This is a genomic window from Phycisphaerae bacterium (assembly GCA_035384605.1).
GTDB lineage: Bacteria > Planctomycetota > Phycisphaerae > UBA1845 > PWPN01 > JAUCQB01.
Genome location: DAOOIV010000026.1, coordinates 1 through 23,000 on the forward strand (window position 1 = coordinate 1; position 23,000 = coordinate 23,000).

Here is a 23,000-nt window from a genome sequence, read left to right on the forward strand (position 1 = left end):
GGTCGGGGCGGTGGTCTGCTTCATCTACAGTGACGAGTTGCTGGGCTTTCTGTGCGCTCCGATTTTCGCCATCCTTCGCAAGGAAGGCTATCCGGCCGAGCTGGGCTTTTTCAGCCCTGCGGAGGCCTTCATGATCTCGCTCAAGGTCGCGATCATCGTCGGCTTCATCATCACCGCGCCGTTCAGCCTGACGCAGATCTGGGGTTTCATCGCCGCCGGCCTGTATCCGCATGAGCGCAAGTGGGTCCGACGTTTTGCTCCGGCGTCGATCGCCCTGTTTTTTACCGGCGCGGGTTTCCTCCTGGTGATCGCCGCGCCGCTTCTCTACAGTTTTCTGCTGACCTACCAGAACAAGCTGCCTGATCGAACGGGCTTGTATCCTGCCTTCCTTCTCGGCACCACGGAACGCAAGCCGGTCGAGGTCGATCAGGCCGACGAAGGTTGGCCTGCAACGGCCGTTTCTCAGCCCGCAACGACGTTGCCGCAGGGCTCCGAGTCATCTTGGCCTCCGCTGACACGCATTCCTGCTCTCGTCGCGGACCCCGTGGCCCCCCCTGAAGGCGTGTTCTGGATGAACAGAACGGAGCGTCAGATCCGCATCCGCTACGGCAACCAGGTCTACTATCTGGGCAGCGGCGGCCTCACGCCGGTCACGCAGGGGCCACGGCTCAGACCCGACATCCGGATCAGCGATAACATCATCTTCGTGTTGCAGCTTTCCGCGGCTTTCGGGATTGCTTTCCAGGTGCCGGTGATCGTCGCCTTTCTGGCCGCCGTCGGGATTGCCCCTGTGGAGCAGATGGCCCGCCTGCGTCGCTACGTGTGGTTCGGCATGTCGATCGCCTCGGCGATCATCACACCCACCACGGACGTGGTCAGCATGCTCTTCCTCCTTCTGCCGATGGTGCTGCTCTACGAAGTCGGCCTGTGGGCAGGACGACTTATCGAGAAGCGCAAACCGCAGGCAACGCCGGCAGAGTAAGCCACACCTTCCCGCTGTGGGGCAAACCCCGTCACCAGAGTCGGGAACAAGTATCGCCGGTCCCGTTTGACCGGCCGACAGAGACTGCCGGCCGCAAACACTGCGTAAGACGCCGGCTGATCAGCTATTCTTCGGGACCGGCTCATCGCGGACTCGCCCCAACTGGCCGACACCGGCCGATACGACTAAGATGCTGGGCAATCCGCGCGGCGACGCTCCGCGGGTTCCGTGTTGTTCCGTCGCAAGACCTGTTGCCGGGCGGCCGAAGCGCCGCAGCGCTTCGACCTGGAAGTTTTTGACCCCATGAGAATCGCCCTCGCACAGATCAACCCGATTGTCGGCGACATTGTCGGCAACACACGCATGATCATCGACCGGATCTCGCAAGCCCGGCAGGCCATGGCCTCGCTGGTCGTTTTTCCGGAGTTGTCCGTGACGGGTTATCCGCCGCGAGACCTGTTGCTCAAGCCGCGATTCATACAGGCAAACGTCGAGGCCGCCCGGCAGATCGCCGAGCACTGTGTGGGCGTTTCGGCGATCGTCGGATTCGTCGAGCAGAACAAGGATCCGGAAGGCCGGCGGCTCCGCAACGCGGTGGCATACTGTCGCGATTGCCAGATCAGGGAGGTTCGGCATAAGTCGCTGCTGCCGACCTACGACGTCTTTGATGAGCAACGTTATTTCGAACCGGGCCCGTCCGTGTCTCTGATCGAACACGAGGGCGTCCCGCTCGGGGTGAGCATCTGCGAGGACCTTTGGAACGACGAACAACTGATCGGTCGGCGGATCTATCATCAGGACCCCATCGGGCAGTTGGCGGCAGCCGGCGCCAGGTTGCTGATCAACACGAGCGCATCGCCTTTCTGGCTCGACAAGCACGCCTTCCGACGGCGGCTCTTCAGCCACCAGGCAGGCAGGCACCACCTGCCCATCATTTTCGTCAACCAGGTCGGCGGAAACGACGAGCTGGTATTCGACGGGGCGTCAATGATGATCGATGCCCGGGGAGAAGTAGTCGCCCAGGCGAAGGCATTCGACGAAGATCTTCTGGTCGTCGACACCGGCACGCCCTCGGGTGCTCGGATTGAACCCTACCCCGATGGAATCGCTTCGTTGCACGCCGCACTGGTTCTGGGCTTGCGGGACTACACGGCTAAGTGCGGTTTCAAGCGTGTCGTGCTGGGGCTCTCCGGCGGCATCGACTCGGCCGTGACCGCCGCCCTGGCCGCTGATGCCCTTGGGCCGGACAACGTCACCGGCGTCGCCATGCCCTCCCGTTACAGCAGCGACCACAGCCTTGCCGACGCGGAAGCCCTGGTTCGCAACCTTGGTATTCGCTACAAGGTCATACCGATCGGGGCCCTGCACGAGACCTTTGAGGAGCAGCTCAAGCCGCATTTCGAGGGCCGTGCGCCGGACGTCACGGAAGAGAACATTCAAGCCCGCATCCGCGGCGTGCTTCTGATGGCTCTCTCGAACAAGTTCGGCTGTCTGTTGCTGACGACGGGTAATAAGAGCGAGCTGGCCGTGGGCTACTGCACCCTGTACGGCGACATGTGCGGCGGGCTGGCGGTGATCAGCGACGTACCCAAGACCATGATTTACAGGCTCGCCGAGTACATCAACAACAGAGCCGGACGCGAGCTGATACCGCGCAGCACCATGACCAAACCGCCGTCGGCTGAGCTGCGGCCCAACCAGACGGATCAGGATTCGTTGCCGCCTTACGACCTGCTCGACGCGATTCTGGACATGTACATCCACCGGGAATTAAGCGCCGACGAAATCGTGGCCGCCGGATACGATGCCCGGACCGTGCAGAAGGTTATTCGCCTGGTCGACACGGCCGAGTACAAGCGTAAGCAGGCCGCACTGGGCCTGAAAGTCACCTCCCGAGCCTTCGGCTTCGGTCGGCGGATGCCGATCGCCGCGAAGTTCCGCTACTGACGCCACGCGTGGACCCAACTTGCCACCCTCAATAGAATATACCTTGATGACTGAGATGTAAGACGTGATTCGGGAGACACCATGAGCGATTTCACCAAGCGCCCGACCGGGCATCCGGACACGGATGCGGTACATTGCGGAGAGAACCGCTGGCGCGGCACAATCACCACGCCGATCGCCTACAGCAGCACCTTCGTTTTCAAGGACGTTAATGAAATGCTGGCTTTCGGCAAGGCCGAAGTGCCGCATTACGAATACAGCCGATACGGCAACCCGACCCGCCAGGCGGCGGAACGCAAGCTGGCCGCCTTGGAAAAGGCGGAGCGAGCGGTCCTTTTTGACTGCGGGATGAGCGCCGTGTGCGCCACCATCCTGGCCTATTGCAGCCAGGGACAACACTTGGTCATCACCGACGACGCCTACAAGCAGACGCTCAATTTCGTGCGGACGGTTTTGCCGCGATTCGGCATTCGGGCCAGCGTCGTGCCGATGGGCGACTACGACGCCATGGCCGACGCGGTGTGCAAAGACACCGTCATGATTATTTCCGAATCGCCCACCAACCCGTACCTCAACATCGCCGACGTCGAACGGGTCGTCCGGATCGCGCGCGACCAAAAGGTTCTCAGCGTTATCGACAGCACCTTCGCCACGCCGTTCAACCAGCGGCCGCTCGAGCAGGGCATCGATCTCGTCGTTCAGAGTACAACCAAGTATCTCGGCGGTCATAATGATATTCTGGGGGGCTCGGTTGCCGGGAGGGCCTCCGTGGTTGAGCCGATCTACCAGTGGCAGCGGGTTACCGGCGGGGTCATGGACCCGATGAGCTGTTACCTGTTGATTCGTGGGCTGAAGACCTTTGGGCTGCGCATGGCGCGGTTGAACAGCACTGCCATGACGGTCGCACAGTGGCTCGAGAAGCAGCCGCAGGTCAAGCGGGTTTACTATCCGGGCCTGCCCACTCACCCCCATCACGACATCGCCCGGCGTCAAATGCGGGGTTTCGGCGCGGTCGTGACCTTCGAGGTGAACGGCAATCTCGAGCAAACTCTCGCTTTCCTGGATTCGCTCAAGCTATGCCTGATGGGCCCGAGCCTCGGCGGACCGGAGACGCTGATCACCCACCCGGCCCTCAACAGCTACTACAACGTCTCTCGCGAGGAACGTTACCAGCTCGGCATCATCGACGAACTGGTCCGCCTCTCCGTCGGCCTGGAAGACCCCGAGGACATTATCGCCGACCTGGAGCAAGGGCTCGCCAAATGCGGCGCAAAGTGAGGCGGAGGGGCCGGGGTTCAGAGTCCAGAGCACGCAACGGGTGAGCCGGATCTGCGAGGCGCGGCACACAGGGCAAGTCGCGTTGCTTTTGCCTTTCAAACGAAATGCCACGCGCCAGGCTGTGTCGAGAGGTGGACAGCAGATTTGTCTGTTGGCCCTTCTGCGCGTATTATTCCCCGCCGTCTCGGCGGGGAAGGGGTCCATCCGAGGTTATCGCATGGCCGATCAGGATGTCCATCACTCGTCCGCGCCCGATCAGTCGGCACCAGAGGGGGCAGTAACCGAGTCCTCGCCCGCGACTGCTCCTGCGGGGGTGCGCCCTTTGCTTTTCGAAATAGCCTGGGAGGTCTGTTGTCAGACTGGGGGGATTTACACCGTCCTTCGCACCAAGGCTCCGGCGACTGCCCGTCGATGGGGTGACGGGTATTGGCTGGTGGGGCCCTATCGGCCGGCTGCCGCCGCAGTCGAGTTCGAGCCGGAAGCCGCCTCGGGCATCGTCGGTGAGGCTCTGAGCCTTTTGAGGGAACGGGGCGTGGTGATCCACTTTGGCCGTTGGCTGATCACCGGCCGGCCCCAGGTTCTACTCGTGGACCTCTCGTCGCTGGCTCCCCACGCCGACCAGATGAAGTACTTCTTCTGGAAGGATATCGGCATCGGCACGCCGTTCGGCGATCGCGAAATGGGCGACATGGTCGTCTTCGGATATGCGGTGGCGGATCTGCTCTCGGCCATTCGCGATCGCAGCGCAGACCGGCCTATGCTCGCGCACTTTCATGAATACCAGAGCGCAGCCGCCTTGCCGATCCTGAAACATCGGCAGGTTGCCCTACCCACGGTCTTTACGACGCATGCCACACTGGTCGGCCGGAGCCTCAGCGCCGCCAACGTCGATCTCTACGCCCACTTGCCGCACAGCGACGGAGAGGCCGTCGCCAACGAGCATGGCATCGGCTCGCGGTTTCAACTCGAAAAAGCGGCCACCCATTGTGCTGATGTCTTCACCACCGTCTCGGGTATCACCGCCCTTGAGGCCGAGCAGTTCCTCCGGCGCAAGCCCGACATCCTCTTGCCCAACGGGCTCAACGTCGAGCGGTTTGCCGCGCCGTACCGGTTTCAGGAATTGCACCGCGAGAACAAGGCCCTCATTCACGAGTTCACCATGGGGCATTTTTTCCCCAGCTATACGTTTGACCTGACAAAAACGCTTTACTTCTTCACTGCAGGACGCTACGAATACCGAAACAAGGGCTTCGATCTGTATATTGAGGCCCTGTACCGTCTGAATCAGCGACTCAAGGCGCACCCCAACGGCGTAACGGTCGTTGCTTTCATTATTGCTCCGGCCAACTATCGTTCGCCGAACGTCGAAACGCTCAACCGGCAGGCTATGTTCAACGAGCTTCGCGAAACATGCGAAGCCATCAAGGACGAAATGGGCGAACACTTGTTTCGGACGATCGCGTTCGGGCGAATGCCCACCACCGAAGACCTGCTCGACGAATTCGCCCGCGTCCGGCTCAAACGCATGATGCATGCGTGGCGCCAAGGCCCGCCGCCCACGATCGTCACCCACGACCTGGTTGACGACAGCGGCGATCTGATCCTTCGACACCTGCGTCACCGAGGCTTGATCAATCTATCCGAGGATCCCGTCAAAGTGATCTTTCACCCGGAATTCATCACCTCGACGAGCCCGATCCTGGGGTTGGAGTACGACCAGTTTGTTCGCGGCTGCAACATGGGCGTGTTCCCCTCGTACTACGAACCGTGGGGTTACACGCCGATGGAATGCGTGATTCGAGGGATACCCGCCATCACCAGCGACTACAGCGGTTTCGGGGCTTATGTGATGAGTCATTTTCCCCAACACAACCAGCACGGCATTTTCATCGCCCGTCGTCGTGGCGTGAGCATCGATAAGACCATCGACCTGATCACCGACTGGATGCACGCCCTGACGCGGATGTCGACCAGACAGCGCATTCAACTCCGCAATGAGGTCGAGGCTTACGCCGAGCATTTCGACTGGAACCGGATGACCCGCTACTATCGGGCCGCCCGCCGGTTTGCCATTCACAAGCATTACCCGAACAGCAACGTACTGCTGTCGGACAACGACGATGAGGTCGACGTCGCCCCCGCCCCCCGCCTGATGAAGGCACCGGAGAAGAAACGCAAGCACATAGGGGGATCGGCACCACCCAAGGCGTAAGCCCGGCTTCGTTCTGCGGTGCCTGCTTGTGCAACGGAACGGTCCAACGATCGGTCATGCGCCGCCATGGCGCGGCCGGCCTATCCGGTCGTTCCAGCGTGGTACCTGGGATGGTCGAACTCGTCGCCGCGGAAGGTGCTGCCCAGGTAGATTTCCCGGACTTTGGAGTCGTTGATCAGGTCGCGAGGCGCTCCCTCGGCGATGACCTGTCCCTCATGGATGATGTAGCTTCGGTCGGTGACAGAAAGCGTCTCCCGGACGTTGTGGTCTGTCAGGAGAATGGCGATGCCATGCTCAGCCCGCAGGCGAATGATCTCCTTCTGAAGCCCCTCGACGGCGATCGGGTCGACGCCGCTGAACGGCTCGTCCAGCAGGATCAGCAGCGGCTCGGTCACCAAGGCCCGGGCGATCTCCAGACGCCGTCGCTCGCCGCCGGACAGATTGCGGGCCAGTTGACCTTCGAGGTGTCGCAGTCCGAATTGCTCAAGCAGCGCGTCGGCGCGCAGGTTGCGCTCACGGCGGCCAAGCTTCATACACTCCAGGATAGCCAGCAGATTCTGTCGGACCGTCAGCCGCTGAAACACGCTGGGCTCCTGAGAGAGATAGCCGATACCCCGCTGTGCTCGCTTGTACATGGGTAAACTGGCCAGATCCTCACCATTGAACAACACCTGCCCGCCGTCAGGCGTGATCATGCCGATGGTGATACGGAAACTTGTGGTTTTGCCCGCCCCGTTTCGCCCCAGCAGGCCCACGATTTCGCCTTGCCCTACGGAGTAGCTGACGCGGTCCACAACCGTCCGCGCGCCGTAGCGTTTTATCAGATCGATGGTTGTCAGCAGGTTGCGAGTTTTAGGCATCACCACCTCGGCAGAATCGCTGTCGGGTTGTCACCAGTTTTCCTTGTGGATAGCCTGTTGAAAAGCCCTGCGTCCACGACGAAAAACCGACGAGGCGCCTTGCTTTTCTGATACAAAAACCCTGTGCCCTTTTTCGGGGCAGGAAGACAACAGCGTACAAGCATCTTCCTGACAAGGTTTTAGGGGGCTATGCATCACCTGTTAATCAGCTCCCGCGCTCAGATTTAATCACAGCCAGACTCACCCAGAAGGAATTAAAGTCATGGCAATTTCACGCCAGTTGTGTGGATAACTATGCGGGTTATCCCCTAACGAATCCATCGCATCCGGCCAAAATTGGGTATCAAACCGATCCCCGCAGTCCACTTTGCGCGATATCCCGCCGGCCAGTACACGAAGAACGCCTTGCCGATCAACTGATCCTCCGGAACGGTACCCAACTGATATTCATCTTCCAGGGGGATGAGATGACTGCCGGCGGTCTCCCAAAGCCTGGAGTCCTTGCTGTGGGGGCTGTTATCTCCGAGCATAAAGTACTCGGCCTCGAACGTCTTGCCATCCCGGACTCGCTTGGGGCGCAGGAGAATCGGATGTCCGGCCGTTCCCCAGCCCGCCCAGTCGTGCAGCCGCAAGCTTCCACCTTTCCATGGAGCGCCGAGAAGCGGCTGGGATCGGTAGTATACGTCTCGCTCCAACACGAGATGCTTGAGATCGCACTGCATGTTCCTGCCGCCGATCCGGACGGTGGTGGGTTCAACCGTGCCCCAGGTCGCGTCCGTAGGCGTCGGGTGACAAAACCGTTCCAGCCGCTCGATAACCGGGTGGTATTGCTTGTCGTTGCTCTTGGCCACGATCTTGCCATCAATGAGGACCATCGCGCGGTAATCGACGTTCATGAACTCCACCTGGACCGCCCGGTCGCGGCTGAACGAACGCGTGGGTGCCGTCTCTGCGATGGTTTCTCGCCGGGTGGCCGTTCCGCCAACCGGACGTTCCAGTTCAAGCTTGACTCTGCCTGTCGTGCTGATGCTGGCAATGAACTTGTCCTTGTCGCGGTTCATTTCAAGCAGCAGATCGCCACTGCCGGCTCGGACGACCCAACTGAACCTCAGCCGCACATCGCCCACCGGACATCGGCCTGACGAAGGACCGCCTCGCAAATCCATCGCTTCATTCGCGCTATCACTGAAGTTGTAAGCGTAGAAGTCATCGATGGTTCCCTCGAACTTGAGATAGAGAATCTCATCGCTGACGGAGTCAAACTTGATGGTGCGCCGGTCGGTATCTTTCCATGCCTTGGCGGCATCGGGACTGTCGGGCACCCAGCCCACTCGGGGTTTGTTCTGATCATCCCGCAATTGGTAGCGTGGCAGGTAGTCGTGGTTATACACGTTGAACCAGAGCGACTCCTGCGCGCGCGGTGCCTGATCGATCTTTCGCTGAATTTCAAGGCGAGGCAGAAGCTTCTTGTTGATCTCGGCAAAGAGTCTGCGGATTTCTTCACGGGCATCCGACGAGTCCGACTGCCTGTCGCCGTGGCCATACCGGTAAACCAGTTTGCGAAGCTGCTCGAATTGTTCGATCAATTCCGCAGGCAGGTTATCCATTTTGGCGGCGTAGACGTCGCCGTCGATTATTTCGAGAGCCTCGCCGGGCTCGCCAACGAGCCGTTTGATAAAATTGGTCGTGCCGTCTTCCGGATCCTTGAACACGGTCACGTCCCAGCGGTCCGGACCGAGCCAACCTCCTGGAAGATCGAGCGGCCACTTGTGAACAAGAATGCGGTCGCCGCTGTCAGGCCTTTCCAGGTCGGCGGCGCTGAACTTGTCGTACAAAGCACGGCAATTCGGGCATCGAACCCGCGTTTCGGCGATGGGCCTGCCGTCAACAAGACCGTAGGCATACTCGTAGCCACAGGTGGAGCAGGTTTTGGTCAGTTGCTTGCCGTAGAGGGTGACGGCCATCGACCCGGTCGGAATGATGAAAGCTTCAACGATAAAGGCGCGAAAGACGAACGCCAGGATGAATGCCACAACGATTGACTCGAGCGTCTCCTTCACCGTGACGGCGAGACTCTTACGTTCAGCCTCTTCAATGGTGGCTGCCCGCTGGCCGGGGGCGGGGCGGGGCGCCGGGCGGACATTCCTGGGGTCGGAAGCGGCAGCAGTCTTATTCGGGGCCATCAATCAGTCTCGACAAACCTCAGATCGTCCAGTACACCGGCAACCGGGTGCTTACGTCCGCCTCCGGTGTCCAGTTCACGGGCAAGCCGAACGGCAAGAGGTTAACCGCTGCCCTCCAAAGCGTCAAATCACTGTCAGAAACAGACTTATCGTGTTGTCAAATGAAGCACTCCCCGGATAAACTCCCAGGCGTCACCACTCGGGCGTCCTCAAGCGTCTTGGCCGTGCCGACTGCCTCGTGTCGGTGCCGGTAACCCATGATCACAAAAACCGCTGCCATCAGCAGATAGCCGATGACCACAGGATAGGCATGGTAGGTGAAGGCTCCCTCGGCCGGGGTTGTCCCGATCAGCCAGTAGTCAGCGGTGTTGCCCACCATCTGGTAGGCGTGCATCAGGCCGAGGATCGTCAACACAGCGGCGGCCAGCGACCAGCCAGCCGCGTGGAAGAATCGCCGGTCGATCAGGAACGCCGAAATCGCCGCGATGATCATGCAAGTGAAGATGTAACCGCGCTCCATGATGTTCATGCCGTGGACGAGGAAGCCGCTGGTTTCCATCTTGGAGCCATCTTCCGAACTCAAGATGCTCTGGATGGTGGCAACGCCGGGCCACTGCGAAAGCTGCGTGGCCGGTGCGGGCAGGGACTCAGTCACAGGGAGGCTGGTGATGACCGCCGCAGGTGCCGTGGTCGCAGCGTTTACGGTATTCAAGCCGGTTTGGGTAAAGGCTCCCGAGACGATCATGGCCCCCCACGCAGCGATTGCGGGGAACAGGCCCAAGGCCACGGCCGGCGCATGCCGCACCGGCGTAGCCTGGAAAGCTTGAGCCGTGATGACGATCCCGATCCAAAGGACAATCGCGATGCCTGCCTCCATAGGGACAATCTTGCTTACGACCGCCACTGTCCCGGTCACACAAAGGATGGTCATCACCAGACCGTTCAAGGTGGAGTAGCCCGCCCGCGCCCCCAATGCCTTCCAGCCAGGATGGCCGATGTAAATGGTTGTCGGGAAACAGCTTCCAAAACATGCCGCCGCGATTGTCCCGATACCGTTGACCGCCAGCGACGGACCGGTGGCAAAGACGTCGCCTCCTGCTTCGGCTGACTCGATGTTCTGCAAGCTGCCGATCACGTTGAACAACCCCATCGGGATGATGACGGAAAGCAGCGAAATGACCTGAGCGGTATCGCTGCGGATCGTGTCCCACAGAACCGGTCCGACCCATTGAGGCCAGTGCCGACCCGAGTACGCGCAGGCTTCCCGGACTGCTTCCGTGCTGACTGGGACGCCTGTTGATACGCCCAGGCTTCCCAAAACCCAGGCCAGAGCGGTTCCGAGGAGTACCGCCACGAACCCCCCGGGTAGCCCGAGGGGGAAGCGCACCTGCGAGAAGTAGACCAACAGCACCACGGCCATCGGGACCATTGCCACCAGCGGCCGGTCCCAGATTTCGAGGGCGAATTTCATGGCGATGAAGGTGATAGCGATGCCGGCCAGGGTGCTCAGCAAGGCGGCTCGGGGGGTGTTTCGGCGGAGGCGTTCGGCCACGAATGCGCCGGCGAACTCGATCAAGCCGCTGCCGAGACAGGCGATCAGGCCGAGTTTCCAGGCGTACTCGGCACTGCCGGTGCGGTCGAAGGCCGGTTTCATCACGAAGAAGACGTACACGAGCAGGGAAGGCGTATTGATCCCATAGGGTAGGGCGGTGACGTCTGACCGACGTTCACGGCGGGCGACCCAGTGTGCCTGGGCGGCATAGAAGAGGTTCCCGATGAGCAACGAGACGGCTGCCCCCGGCATGATGTATTCGTAAATGAATCTGGCGTTGTCGCCGGTCATGCCGCAGACTGTCGTGCACAAGGATACGATCAGGAGCAACTGGACCAGATTGTCGATCGCCAAGCCAAAGAACCCATCGAGATCGCGTTTGACGAAAACGGGATAACCGGCTGACATATTCGGTCCTCGCATCAAGTGAGAAGTCCAGGGCCTGCCTCGGCCGCGGAACCTAGCGGTGATCCTACGGCGCGCGGGTGCCACTGACAAGACGCGCAGAAACTCACAGGCACCAGGGTCTTCTGCCGAACGGATCGCGGACTCACGGCCTTACCGCTTTGACAAACCGCATGACGGCCGCTATCCTTTGTGCTTGTTCCGATGAGAGTACGTTTTGCCTGCAGAAGAGGAAGTGCTCCCCGGTGTCCGTAGCCGCGATCATCCCCGCGCGTTACGCGTCCACACGATTCCCAGGGAAACCCCTCGCCAATCAGACCGGCAAGCCTCTGATCCAGCACGTCTACGAAGCCGTGCGCGGAGCTCGGCGTGTGGAACGCGTGCTGGTGGCGACGGATGACCTGCGAATCGCCGAGGCGGTGCGGTCTTTCGGCGGTGAAGCGGTGATGACCCGCGCGGACCACCCAAGCGGCACGGACCGCGTCGCCGAGGCAGCTTCGAGACTCGATGCTGACCTGATCATCAATGTGCAGGGCGACGAACCGGAGATGGACCCGCAGTCCATCGACACGTTGGTCGAATTGATGGAGCAGCGTCCGCAGGCCCAGATGGGCTCACTCGCCTGTCGCTTCAAGAGGGCTGAGGACGTCCTCAACCCCGCTTGTGTGAAAGTGGTTCTCGACGCCAACGGTTATGCCCTGTATTTCAGTCGAAGCGTGATTCCTTATCCGCGTGATGCCCGCGGGCAAATCGAGCAGCCGGCCAACTGGCTGCTGCATCTGGGGATCTACGCTTTCCGTCCGGACTTCCTGGCCAGGTTGACCCAAATGCCGCCGGCGGAGCTGGAGCGGCTCGAGCAGCTTGAACAACTGCGGGCCCTGACCATGGGGGCCAGGATCGCGATGGCGGTGGTCCCGCACGAGAGCAACGGCGTGGACACGCCGGAGCAGTATTCGGCTTTTGTTGAACGCTATCGGGCAGCCCGCGTTCAGGCGGGAACCCTGCCCACAGGAAAAGGATGAGCAGCAGGACAAGGACGCGAATATGAACCCCGAACGTAAAGGCAAGACGGTTGATGTGGAAAAGATGCTTTCCTCCCTGAGTTACACCTCCGATGACACCGAGTTCTACGCCCCCATGCCCGCCGGCTACAGGCCCGGTCGCACCAAGTATGTGATCGTCTTCGGCACGGTCATGAGCGGCCTGGGCAAGGGGATCTTCTCCAGCTCGCTGGCCAAATGCCTCCAGGACAAGGGTTTGACGGTCGCGCCGATCAAACTCGAAGGGTATCTGAACATCGATTCGGGCACGCTGAATCCCTACCGCCACGGCGAAGTTTTCGTCCTCGACGACGGCATGGAGACGGACATGGACTTGGGTACCTACGAGCGGATGCTCGATCAAGACCTCACGCGGATGAACTTCGCGACCAGCGGTCAGATCTATTCCCGCGTGCTGGAAAAGGAGCGGCAGGGCAGCTACCTGGGGCGCGACGTTCAGATGATCCCCCACGTCACCGGCGAGGTCAAGAGCAAGCTTCGGGAGCTGGCGGTGACGTCCGACGCTGATGTCGTCTTCGTCGAGATCGGCGGAACGGTCGGGGACGTGGAAAACTCCTACTACATCGAGGCGATGCGCGAGTTGGCCTTCGAAGAGGGGCCCGACTCGTGCACTTTCGTCGCCCTCACCTACATCATCTCGCCGCCGATGCTGGGCGAACAGAAATCCAAGGCCGCTCAGTTGGGCATCAGGGGGCTGCTGGCCACGGGCATCCAGCCACACATCATCGCCTGCCGCGGTAAGGAACCGATCAGTCAGAAGGTCAGGGAGAAGCTCGCCCTGTACAGCAACGTGCCCATTGGCAACGTCTTCTCGATGCATGACTGCGCAAGCATCTACGTGATTCCCGAGATGCTGCGTGAAGCCGGTTTGGACGAGGTGGTGATCGATACGCTCAGGATTCGCGGCCGGCTGCACCCCGAAGGCGAGAAAAAAGCTTGCGCGATCTGGGGCGAATTCCTGAATCGCATTCAGTCCCCGTCGCGGGAGGTTACCATCGGTCTGATCGGCAAGTACACGTCCGTGCGTGACAGCTACGCGAGCATCATCCATGCCCTGGAGCACGCGGGCGCGGCGGCGGACTGCCACGTGAATATCAAGTGGGTCGACACAACCGAACTGGATCCCGAGAAGGCCGCGCGGGCAATCGGTGACGTTCACGGCATCATCGTCCCAGGCGGATTCGGCGTGCGTGGCACCGAGGGCAAGATCGGCTGCATCAAGTGCGCCCGTGAGAAGGGTATTCCCTACCTGGGAATCTGCTACGGTTTCCAGATGGCGGTGATCGAATACGCGCGCAACGTCTGCGGCTTGCAGGACGCCAACAGCACCGAGATTGCCCCGGACACTCCGCACCCGGTGATCGACATCCTGCCCGAGCAGAAACAAATCGAGGGGCTCGGCGGCAACATGCGGCTTGGCGGACGAGACGTGGAGATCAAGCCCAACACGCTGGCCGCCCGGCTGTTCAATGGGGCGCGGGAAGTCCGCTTGCGATTCCGCCATCGCTACGAGGTGGATCCGCAGTACATCGAGCGGCTCGAGGCCGGCGGGCTGATCTTCTCGGGCAAAGCCCCCGACTACCCGATCATGCAGATTCTTGAACTGCCGCAGGACGTTCACCCCTATTTCATTGCGACCCAGGCGCATCCCGAGTTCCAAAGCCGACCGCTGCGCCCGCAGCCGATGTTTCTCGGATTGGTCAAAGCCGCACTGGCCAAGGCGCAATCATCGGATACCGGCCGAACGACCGCGGTCGACGCGACAAAGGTCAACGCGGGAACATAAGAGTCCGGGAGGAGGGAGTCAGGGAGTCTAAGGCCTTGCGGCCGGAGATCTGTGCGGCTTGCGCGCATGATTGCAGATCGCAGTGCGCTGGGGTTGCGCGCCGCAAGAAGGCGGTCGGCCTTGGGATTCGCCTGCCGCTCTTTGACGAAGACCCCGGAAGTCGCGATTGAAACGAGTGCGCGGCGAACATCAGTGAGAACGAATTGACCGGCCCGCAACTCGTCGAGGAAGAAGCGAGCCACCTCAACCCGTTCGCCCTCAAAGGCATCTGCAATTGCCGGTCGCAGCGCATCCGTATCCTTTACAGCGTACCGGTGGGTCCATTTCACAACTGCCGGTCGAGCCGCCGGTACATGATCGCCTCGCTCACGTGCTCAGGCCGGATGTTTTCTTCCCCGGCCAGGTCGGCGATCGTCCGGGCGACGCGGAGTATCTTGTCGTGGGCCCTGGCGGACAGACCCAGCTCGGTGAGGGCCTGTTTGAGCAGTTGTTCTCCCGCCGCATCGAGCCTGCAATACCTGCGGAGTTGTTTGGGCGTCATGCGGGCGTTGAGGATGGTGCTCGTGTCGCCAAAGCGTTCTCGCTGGATCCGCCTGGCCCGCTCGACCTGGGCGCGCATCTCGGGGCTGCTGCTGCCGGCGTGCTCGCCGCGCAGCTCACGGTAAGGCACCGGCGGGACTTCGATGTGGATGTCGATGCGGTCGATGAGGGGGCCGCTGATCCGCGAGAGGTACTTGTCGATCTGCAGCGGGCTGCACTTGCACGGCTTGTTCGGGTCGGTGAAGTAGCCGCAGGGACAAGGATTCATGGCCGCGACGAGCATGAAGCGGGCGGGGAAGGTGATGGCGGAGTGCGAGCGGGCGATGGTGACCACGCCGTCTTCCAGGGGTTGACGGAGCGTCTCCAGAATCGTCCGCGGGAACTCGGGGAACTCGTCGAGAAACAGCAGCCCATGATGAGCCAGCGAGACCTCGCCGGCCTGCGGGATCGAGCCGCCCCCGACCAGGGCGGGTCCGCTGGCCGAGTGGTGTGGTGATCGCACCGGCCGTCGAGCGAGCAGGGCTTGTCCGGCGGGCATCTTGCCGGCCGCAGAGTATATTCGCGTAGTCTCGAGCGACTCGGCCAGGCTCAGTGGCGGCAGGATCGTCGGAATCCGCTTACTGAGCATCGTTTTGCCGGTTCCGGGTGGTCCGATCAGCAGGATGTTGTGTCCGCCGGCAGCAGCCACGGTGACCGCCCGCTTGACCGACTCCTGGCCGCGAACTTCGCTGAAATCCTCCTCATATCGCGAGGCGTCGGCGAAGACGGCGTTGATGTCAATCACCGTGGGCTCCAGCGGGAGCTGGCCGGTGAGAAAGCCGACGGCCTCGGCCAGTGTGCCGATGCCGATGACTTCGATCTCCTCGACGACAGCCGCCTCGGGGGCGTTCTCGCGGGGCAGAATCAGGCCATTAAAACCCTTGTCGCGGGCAAGGATGGCCATGGACAGTGCGCCCTTGACCGGCCGTACGCGCCCGTCGAGGGCCAACTCGCCGGCGATCAGGTACTGGCCTGCCGGCTCGGGCGTGCCTTGGCCGTTGGCGAAGATCATGCCCAGTGCGATGGGCAGGTCGAACGCCGGCCCTTCCTTCTTCACGTCTGCCGGGGCCAAGTTGACGACCGTCTTGTATCGAGGCCAGTCATAACCGGAGTTGTTCAAGGCCGCCCGGACGCGTTCGAGACTCTCTTTCACCGCCGCATCGGGCAAGCCGACGATGGCGGCCTTCTCGAACCCGTGCTCGGCGCAGTCCACCTCGATCTCGCACGGCAGAGCCTCGATCCCCATTAAAGCAACGCTGTGTAATCTGGAGAGCATGGAAGGATTCTACGGGCGGGTTGCGGACAAGGCAAACTCACGGGCGAATGATCCTGCCGGAGCGTCAGGGCACTGTCCGGTCCACGACCCGCAGACCAGGTATGCCGGCGTAGTCCTGGACATTGTGTGTCATCAGGGTCAGATCGTGGACAAGGGCGACGGCACCGTTCAACAGATCCATGGCGGGGGCGGGTCTGCGCGCATCGAGCAAACCGGCTTGCACCTGCCCAAACCTCTCGGCGATCCTCGCGGTGACTTCAAGGACCGTTACATCTGCGAGCATTTCCCGCAAACCTCGAAGTCGTGCCGGCGGAGCCTCGGCTCGCAATGCCCAAGCGTACAATTCGCCGAGTGTGACTGTCGAGATGTGCAACCGACCGGCGTATTGCAGAAAGCGGTTGGTGACCACACCTTTCGCTTTGAGGTGAGCAGAACAAACGTCCGTATCGACGAGGAAGCTCATTCAGGTCGTTCCCGTCGCCCCAGTTTGCGCTGCTGCCGATTCCATTCGAGATACCTGTCCAAGCCTTCGGCGTCATCAGCCCAAGCCCCCGCCGATCGGCGCAAGCCCTCGCCTGGAGACAGATCGCTCTCCTTGTCAGCCGGTTCCATCGTGACCTTGACCTGTTGACCGTCCGGCAGCCCCGGCTCCCGTTCCAGTTCGATAGTCTTGCCCCGCGCGATGCCGCGGGTGGTAACGCTTTCGCTGCTCACGGGTCACCTCCAGTCGCATCATACCTTGATCGGCCGAGCGACGGCATGAGGTTTCGCCCGGACGCGTTCGAGGCTTTCCTTCACGGCCGCATCGGGCAGGCCGACCCGGCTACGCCACAGGTCTCGCCCCGTGTACCGGATGGGGCGTAGGCTTCGCCGGGGCAAGCGATGGCGGCCTTCTCGAACCCGTGCTCGGCGCAGTCCACCTCGATCTCGCGCGGCAGAGCCTCGATGGTCATGAAAGCAGCGCTGTGTAATTTGGAGAGCATGGGGGGATTCTACGGGGACATCGGCGATAAGGCAGATGCCTTGGGTCGCAACCGTAAAGCGGGACCAGATTCCAGACAGCGTTTATGCTTTCCTGATCCACTGTGCGGGGGTGATAGCGGAGACAGTCCGCGGGCTTCGCTGCAGCATCTCATCATCCCAGGTCACGAGCGCAGCCTTGAGCTCCGAAGCTGCCGCGACATACACGGCATCTGCACCCCGAAGACGGTGATCGCCAGCCAGTTGTGCGGCCTGCTTTGCCAACGCGAGTGTCAGGGGAATCATTTGCAGGTTTTCAATTCCCTCGATCAGACGTACGATTCGTCCGGCAAGCGCTGAGCTTTGAGTCATCCTGGCAATCGCGCCGGAACATTCAGCCAGTACCAGTACCGGGCAACAGATCGTCTCTGCCTCACGACGCAACATCACGAGGAACTCCACACTCTCCCGATAGTGTGCCTCCGATGGCCGTGAAGCTGCGACGAACACGCTCGCATCAACGACCACACTCATCGTCGGGACTCTCGAAGGGCTTCCAGGGCAGACAGTGGACTCTTCCACTCTCGGTCAACCTCACGGGCGAATGCCTCCCACTCGGATTGCCAATCGGCCGGCTCAGCCTCGACTCGCACTGGCGTCCCCTCGGCCAGCGGCATGCCCTCCTCCAGTTCGATCTTGCCGTGTTTCACGATTCCCTTGTACGTCATGGGCGACCTCCATCGGAGATTATAGCCCGATAGAACGGTGGTCGCATACACTCAACCCTGTGCTCAGCGGCAACATCCGCCTGGCCGAAAATAGCGGCCTTCTCGAACCCGTGCTCGGCGCAGTCCACCTCGATCTCGCGCGGCAGAGCCTCGATGGGCATTAAAGCAATGCTGTGAAATTTCAAGGGCGTGGCTGGGATTCTAGAGACAAAGGGCACGAGCATCAAATGAAGAACTAGGAATTGCCTGTAGGGCAGGACCAAAGATCGGGTCAATCGGCTGAGGGCGATTGCTGAGCGACGAGGGCGGGCCGGGGCTTTGGACGGGTTCGTTTGGCCCGGCGGGCTTTCGGGCGTCGGTGTTCGGCGGCGAGCGGGATGGGACAGACCGAGATTCGTCCGGCGGATAAGTGACGGGTGATCGATACTCGTTGTTCCTCTGATGCGGTAGCCGGCGGGATTGTCTGCTGAATAAAGCGGGGCTGCAAGCTGGGTTCGTTTGGCGCTTTGCGTGAGGCGTGGGGAAAGGGCCGAGGTCAGAGACCGGCTTGATCGATATAACCTATTTTCGAATAATCGTTTAGCATTATTATGTATCGGGATCTTGAAGATTTTCCGGATCATCATCTGCCTCTGCGATATCAGTCTGGCTGATAGGCTAAAGCTCCTATAGCGGACCGCGCTGAGCGATCGGCCGTCGGTCTCCAGGGGGTCATCTCCAATCCGCACCAAGAGGTACATTGGGGCGGTCAGCCGCGCCAGCGGTTGCGACAGGTCGGCGGGTTGCTCATCGGAAGGCGGCACGATGGCATCGGTTCGGACGCTCCTGCCATGAGCCGGCGCGCAGAGTGGCCCCGTCAGTCCTTTGTGAACAGAACACGCCATACGTTCCGGAAAAGTGAGCTGGAGCGGAACGGGGGGATGGAAGAACGAAGGGTGAGGGCGGGAGGATGAGTTAAGACATGTATACAACTTGAAGGTGTCTTCTTTGGTGGAAGACCTGGGAGGTGTGGCGGGGAAGGTGGCTATACAATGGCCCAGAAGGTTCCGGTGGGGTAACCGCGCAGGGGCACCATGGAAGAGTCGGCCGGGCACCAAATTCTCGCCCCCCCTGCGAACGCATCTTGGAGTCTGCCCATGGCTGAGTACAAGGTCGTGCGCCGCTGCCGATCCGACAGGATGATCGCCGGTGTCTGCGGCGGTCTGGCCGACTTCTTCGGCTTGTCGTCCGCCAACGTGCGAATCCTTTACGTCGCCGTCAGCGTCCTGTCGGCGGCCTTTCCGGGAATCATCGTTTACCTCATCCTCTGGCTGCTCATGCCCCTCGAGGATTAGGCGATGCAGAGCTTCGCGCGAGTCGTCCAGGCCTTCCCCTGCGACAGTTCGGGTGCGGGTCTGTGCCTGGTTGCCTCGGTCTCAGTCCTCGGGCTCCTGGCGAATTCTCCGGTTCGCGATAAGCGAGTTGTCCTGTGTCGCTAGTCGAGGCAATCCCGGTTCGGGCGGTCGCCTGTGACTCGCCAATTCCTCGACTACCTGCGTCGGGACAACTACGGAACCGCACAGGCGTGGCAACACATCAGCGCGGCCGATTCCCACGAGCGGGAGGAGTGGGGATGTGTCGGAGATGACCAACATCTGTGTTTGGCGGCGTGGAGTTCTTCAAGAGCCCGAGCGTCGGCGAGATAGTCGTCAATCGCACGGAGGTCTTCGGTGGCATTGTACTTGTGCAACACGGCCTCTGAGGCGGAGCGCCTTTTTGCGGGCCGCAACCCAAGTGGTCTGCGATCCAGAAACATGCGCGCCAAATGCGCACCAGTCGCGACGGAAGAGAGTAACCTGATCACAGTCCAAGGCCCGAGCCGGCTCGAAACGGCTCAGTCGGCGGCAGCGGCAGGCCCACAATGGCCGCCTTTTCGAAGCCATGTTCGGCGCAGTTCACCTCCACCCGGCAGGTCAAGGCCTCAATCCCCATTAAAGCGACGCTGCTTAACCTGGAGCGCATGGGGGCATCGTATGCCTGCACACGAAGGGTTCAGGCTGCCACAGGCATCGGGTGGCCGGCCAGTCGAGCCCGGTCTGTTTCTGCGCGGGGGCTTGGCAGTCAGGCCCGCCTGTCCCGTCAGATTGACTCTCACGAGGACCCCGGGCAACATGGGTCTCGGTCCTGCAAGAAGCGTACGAGCATCTTGAAACCACACTTGTCTTCAATCTTCGTTGAGGGGGTAGTCCGAAAAGAGTCGCGGGCCTCGGTGGATTCCGTTCAGAAATATTTTGCAAAAAAAGTCATCCAGGGTGTGGTGAGTCATAGCATATCCGGCACGAATCGGATAAGATGATACTGCATCAACCCGGGCCGCAGCAGTCCGGGACGGGTCGAGTGTAATCGGGCGCTATTCCAGATTTGTGGTTCCTCGCCGGAATCGACCCACACGTGAGGCTACGAGCCTGCTCTGAGAGTCAGCCGCGTCGGCTGACAATTTCGCGTTGTGTGTATCGTCAACAAGTCGACGTGCCCACAGAGGTGAGGGACCCGCATAGGGAGAGGAGAGATCGTCGTGATTCACCTATCTGTTTCCACACGCACCACCATGTGGGGTCTTGCAGCAATCCTCTGTTTCCTGACGTTGGCGGGTGCAGCTCAGGCGGCGCCTCTGCTGTGCTGGTCCATGCACGACGGCATACGGACCTCGAACCTTGACGGGACCAACATCAACACGTGGCTGTCGAAGCCCAATTATCCCATCTTCGCCGAGGTCCACGACAGTCCTGCCGTGGGAAAGGTCTACTGGTTTGAATCGGGCGGTTACATCAAACGCGCTGACTACGACGGCGGCAACGCTGAGCTCGTGATTACCGACACCAAGATGTACACGACCGCGGGGGACTTTGCCATCAACCGCCTCAACGGCGACGTGTATTGGGCGAATGTCAACGGCGAGCTGTGGCGGGCCGGTCCGGATGGGTCGAACAAGCAGCTCGTGCGCTCCGGCCTGGCTTCGTCCGGGGCGATCGAGATTGACCCTATCCATCAGAAGCTGTTCTGGCTTCAGTATAGCGTCGGGACCGACATCTACATGGGGGACCTGAACGGCGGCAGCGCCACGTACCTGACCTCCGTAAGTTCTCTGTGGAAGGTTACCGACCTGGCCGTCGACACGCAGTCCAGCCGCCTTTACTGGAGCGAGACCGGCGTTACGGTGAACGAGCGGGTGCGTCGTCTCGGACTTGGACCGGGCACGCCCTCCGTGATCGTCGATGCAGAACTTGGGTACCTGAACGATGTGACCCTCGATCTGGACTCCGGCAGGTTGTTGTTGGTGGACCGCTCGGGCGACCGCATCCTGCAGTGCGGCCTTGACGGCAGCGGTCTCACCACGCTGATCAGCGGTGAAGATGAGCCCCAGCACCTCACCATCCTGCCGGTTCCTGAACCGGCGACAATGGTTCTGCTTGGTCTTGCCGGGGCGGCTGTCCTGTACCATCGTCGCAGGTTCTAAACGACGAAGCATTGACGGCGGGAGCCCGCGGCATCGGCAAGCGTGAGAACCGAAAGAGACCGGCCCCTGCGCCGGGAGCAGATCCGTACATTGATCGGCTCTGGTCGCGATTCCCACACGGCCAACCCCTGCGCCGGGAACAGATCCGAAAACCATCTTGTTGCCGGGTCGCGGATGCCCTTCGTTGTTCTCTGGTCCACGTTGCCCGCAACCACGTGGGTTGGCAACACGATGCTGCACGTGGATGGCAGAATCGTATCTCGCACGCAACGATCTGCGGCCCGGGCATCGCGGAGTCAAGCCTGCTCTCGGGCGGGCCCGAGCCAGGACCGTTCTCTGACTCTTCTTTTGGCCCAGGTTTGGCAGGACCGGCAAGAGCGACGGACGAACGACCGCACGTTTGGCGGAAAGGCAGACTCTTTCGGACATTCGTCGTTCACATCTGGCATCCCGATGGATCAGGTTATTCCCGGGCCTGGCTCTTGGTTTCCGCGTGGAGGCGCCGGCGCTCGGCGGCCTTGGCAAAGGGGTAGTAAACCAACATCGCCAGTCCGATCGAAACGACTCCCCAGACTGCCGCCTTCCAGTCGCCGCCGGAAACCAGGTAGTGCCCGATGACCGGCGGGGTTGTCCACGGCACGGCGACAAACGGCTTTTGAATCACTCCGCAGCTCATTAGCAGGTAGGAACCGGTGGTGAGGATCAACGCGTTCAAGATGTAGGGAATCATCAAGATCGGATTCAGGACGACAGGGAAGCCGAAGAAGATGGGTTCGTTGATGCCGAAGATCTGGGTGGGCAGTGAGAGACGGCTGATCTTGCGAAAGGCGGGCTCCTTCGATCGCAGCATGACCAAGGCAAGCCCAATGGTGGCACCCGTCCCGCCGACGTTGACAAAACTGGTGAAGAAGCCGAGCGCGGTCACATAGGGCAGCGGCTGCCCTCGCGAAGCGGCCTCCACATTTGCTGCCAGGTATTGCAGGAAGACGGGCGCGACAGCGGCGTCCATGGTGTTGTCGCCATTGATGCCCACGGACCACAGGAGGGTGACGAGAAACGCGTACACCAGGATGCCGGGCAGCGTGTTCAGGGCAAAGACCAGCGGGGTCAACACGGTTTGCAGCAGGTGGTTGATGTCCAACCCTGCCACGAACCGGATCAACCAGAAAACCACTACCAGAAAGAACATCGGGCTCAGCGACAGGAACGATTCATAGACGACCGGCGGCACATTCCGGGGCAGCTTGACGACGAGGTTCGAGTCCGTGAACCACTTCTGGACGCGCACGGTGATCAGGGCGATGAGAATGGCCGTAAACAGGCCTTTCGAGCCGAGGCCGTCCATGGAAAAGCCCTGGTCATCCGGCTTGAGTTGAACCATCAGGAAAACCAGCGCGGCCATGGCGGCGCTCACAATGGCCTCCTGATTCAGCCGCTTCCCGTAATCGTACGCAACGGCAAAGCACGCGAAGACGGCGAGCAGACCAAAAGTGGCGGTGACGGGGATCTGCAGCAACGGCAGGCAGGGCGCGACCCGATCGTTCCAGCCCTTCACCGGGAGAAACGACACGATCATGAACAAGCCGCCGATGATCGTCAGCGGCACGACGGTCATCATACCGGCGCGGATTGCGGACAGGCACGTGTTCTCGCTCAGCGTGGTGAGCGACGGCACGATGTATCGGTTCAATAGGC

19 protein-coding genes are annotated in these 23,000 nt (G+C 61.2%); 8 read left to right on the plus strand and 11 right to left on the minus strand.

Annotated features, from left to right (window positions below):
• The 4 genes from PLL20_08165 to PLL20_08180 all read left to right on the plus strand — a co-directional run.
• Positions 1 to 982 (plus strand): twin-arginine translocase subunit TatC (locus tag PLL20_08165; protein HPD29953.1); only part of this gene is annotated, 982 nt, incomplete at its 5' end.
• 303 nt (positions 983 to 1,285) lie between these two features.
• Positions 1,286 to 2,929, plus strand: a complete 1,644-nt coding sequence (locus PLL20_08170; protein HPD29954.1) for an NAD+ synthase — start codon at positions 1,286 to 1,288, stop codon at positions 2,927 to 2,929.
• A gap of 81 nt (positions 2,930 to 3,010) precedes the next feature.
• Positions 3,011 to 4,207, plus strand: a complete 1,197-nt coding sequence (locus tag PLL20_08175; GenBank protein HPD29955.1) for an aminotransferase class I/II-fold pyridoxal phosphate-dependent enzyme — start codon at positions 3,011 to 3,013, stop codon at positions 4,205 to 4,207.
• Positions 4,208 to 4,424: 217 nt separating this feature from the next.
• Complete coding sequence (locus tag PLL20_08180; GenBank protein ID HPD29956.1) at positions 4,425 to 6,419, plus strand: glycosyltransferase; 1,995 nt, start codon at positions 4,425 to 4,427, stop codon at positions 6,417 to 6,419.
• Positions 6,420 to 6,499: 80 nt separating this feature from the next.
• Here PLL20_08180 and lptB read toward each other — a convergent pair whose 3' ends face one another.
• The 3 genes from lptB to PLL20_08195 all read right to left on the minus strand — a co-directional run bounded on the left by lptB (position 6,500) and on the right by PLL20_08195 (position 11,422).
• Positions 6,500 to 7,279: an LPS export ABC transporter ATP-binding protein gene (lptB, locus tag PLL20_08185; GenBank protein HPD29957.1), complete on the minus strand. Its 780-nt coding sequence runs from the start codon at positions 7,277 to 7,279 to the stop codon at positions 6,500 to 6,502.
• A 308-nt stretch (positions 7,280 to 7,587) separates the two neighbouring features.
• Entirely contained in the window at positions 7,588 to 9,462 is a 1,875-nt protein-coding gene (locus tag PLL20_08190; protein ID HPD29958.1) for a S26 family signal peptidase, read from the minus strand.
• A 157-nt stretch (positions 9,463 to 9,619) separates the two neighbouring features.
• Positions 9,620 to 11,422, minus strand: a complete 1,803-nt coding sequence (locus PLL20_08195) for an NCS2 family permease (GenBank protein HPD29959.1) — start codon at positions 11,420 to 11,422, stop codon at positions 9,620 to 9,622.
• Positions 11,423 to 11,664: 242 nt separating this feature from the next.
• Here PLL20_08195 and kdsB point away from each other — a divergent pair, with 242 nt between their 5' ends.
• Both kdsB and PLL20_08205 read left to right on the plus strand, forming a co-directional pair.
• Positions 11,665 to 12,441 carry a 3-deoxy-manno-octulosonate cytidylyltransferase gene (gene kdsB / locus PLL20_08200; GenBank protein ID HPD29960.1) on the plus strand — a complete coding sequence of 259 codons (777 nt, stop codon included), beginning with the start codon at positions 11,665 to 11,667 and terminating at the stop codon, positions 12,439 to 12,441.
• A 115-nt stretch (positions 12,442 to 12,556) separates the two neighbouring features.
• On the plus strand, positions 12,557 to 14,266 hold the full coding sequence (locus PLL20_08205) for a CTP synthase (GenBank protein ID HPD29961.1): 1,710 nt from the start codon (positions 12,557 to 12,559) through the stop codon (positions 14,264 to 14,266).
• Between the two features lie 325 nt (positions 14,267 to 14,591).
• Here PLL20_08205 and PLL20_08210 read toward each other — a convergent pair whose 3' ends face one another.
• The 6 genes from PLL20_08210 to PLL20_08235 form a co-directional block, all read right to left on the minus strand.
• Positions 14,592 to 16,121, minus strand: a complete 1,530-nt coding sequence (locus PLL20_08210) for a YifB family Mg chelatase-like AAA ATPase (GenBank protein HPD29962.1) — start codon at positions 16,119 to 16,121, stop codon at positions 14,592 to 14,594.
• Between the two features lie 64 nt (positions 16,122 to 16,185).
• Positions 16,186 to 16,584 carry a type II toxin-antitoxin system VapC family toxin gene (locus PLL20_08215; GenBank protein ID HPD29963.1) on the minus strand — a complete coding sequence of 133 codons (399 nt, stop codon included), beginning with the start codon at positions 16,582 to 16,584 and terminating at the stop codon, positions 16,186 to 16,188.
• Positions 16,581 to 16,835 carry a hypothetical protein gene (locus PLL20_08220; GenBank protein HPD29964.1) on the minus strand — a complete coding sequence of 85 codons (255 nt, stop codon included), beginning with the start codon at positions 16,833 to 16,835 and terminating at the stop codon, positions 16,581 to 16,583. Before PLL20_08220 ends, PLL20_08215 begins: the two co-directional genes overlap by 4 nt.
• An 80-nt stretch (positions 16,836 to 16,915) precedes the next feature.
• Positions 16,916 to 17,104, minus strand: coding sequence for a hypothetical protein (locus PLL20_08225; GenBank protein HPD29965.1), 189 nt, complete (start codon positions 17,102 to 17,104; stop codon positions 16,916 to 16,918).
• Positions 17,105 to 17,186: 82 nt separating this feature from the next.
• Entirely contained in the window at positions 17,187 to 17,615 is a 429-nt protein-coding gene (locus tag PLL20_08230; protein ID HPD29966.1) for a PIN domain-containing protein, read from the minus strand.
• Positions 17,612 to 17,809: a hypothetical protein gene (locus tag PLL20_08235; protein ID HPD29967.1), complete on the minus strand. Its 198-nt coding sequence runs from the start codon at positions 17,807 to 17,809 to the stop codon at positions 17,612 to 17,614. Before PLL20_08235 ends, PLL20_08230 begins: the two co-directional genes overlap by 4 nt.
• Positions 17,810 to 18,945: 1,136 nt before the next feature.
• Between PLL20_08235 and PLL20_08240 the strand changes: the two genes are divergently transcribed.
• Positions 18,946 to 19,143 (plus strand): PspC domain-containing protein, encoded by a 198-nt coding sequence (locus PLL20_08240; GenBank protein ID HPD29968.1) that lies wholly within the window; start codon positions 18,946 to 18,948, stop codon positions 19,141 to 19,143.
• Between the two features lie 505 nt (positions 19,144 to 19,648).
• On the opposite strand, the gene PLL20_08245 is transcribed toward PLL20_08240, so the two are convergent.
• Entirely contained in the window at positions 19,649 to 19,810 is a 162-nt protein-coding gene (locus PLL20_08245) for a hypothetical protein (GenBank protein ID HPD29969.1), read from the minus strand.
• Between the two features lie 553 nt (positions 19,811 to 20,363).
• On the opposite strand from PLL20_08245, the gene PLL20_08250 reads away from it, so the two are divergent.
• On the plus strand, positions 20,364 to 21,305 hold the full coding sequence (locus PLL20_08250; protein ID HPD29970.1) for a PEP-CTERM sorting domain-containing protein: 942 nt from the start codon (positions 20,364 to 20,366) through the stop codon (positions 21,303 to 21,305).
• A 463-nt stretch (positions 21,306 to 21,768) separates the two neighbouring features.
• Here the strand turns inward: PLL20_08250 and PLL20_08255 are convergent, their stop codons facing one another.
• Positions 21,769 to 22,995 (minus strand): PTS transporter subunit EIIC, encoded by a 1,227-nt coding sequence (locus PLL20_08255; protein HPD29971.1) that lies wholly within the window; start codon positions 22,993 to 22,995, stop codon positions 21,769 to 21,771.
• Positions 22,996 to 23,000 lie beyond the last annotated feature (5 nt).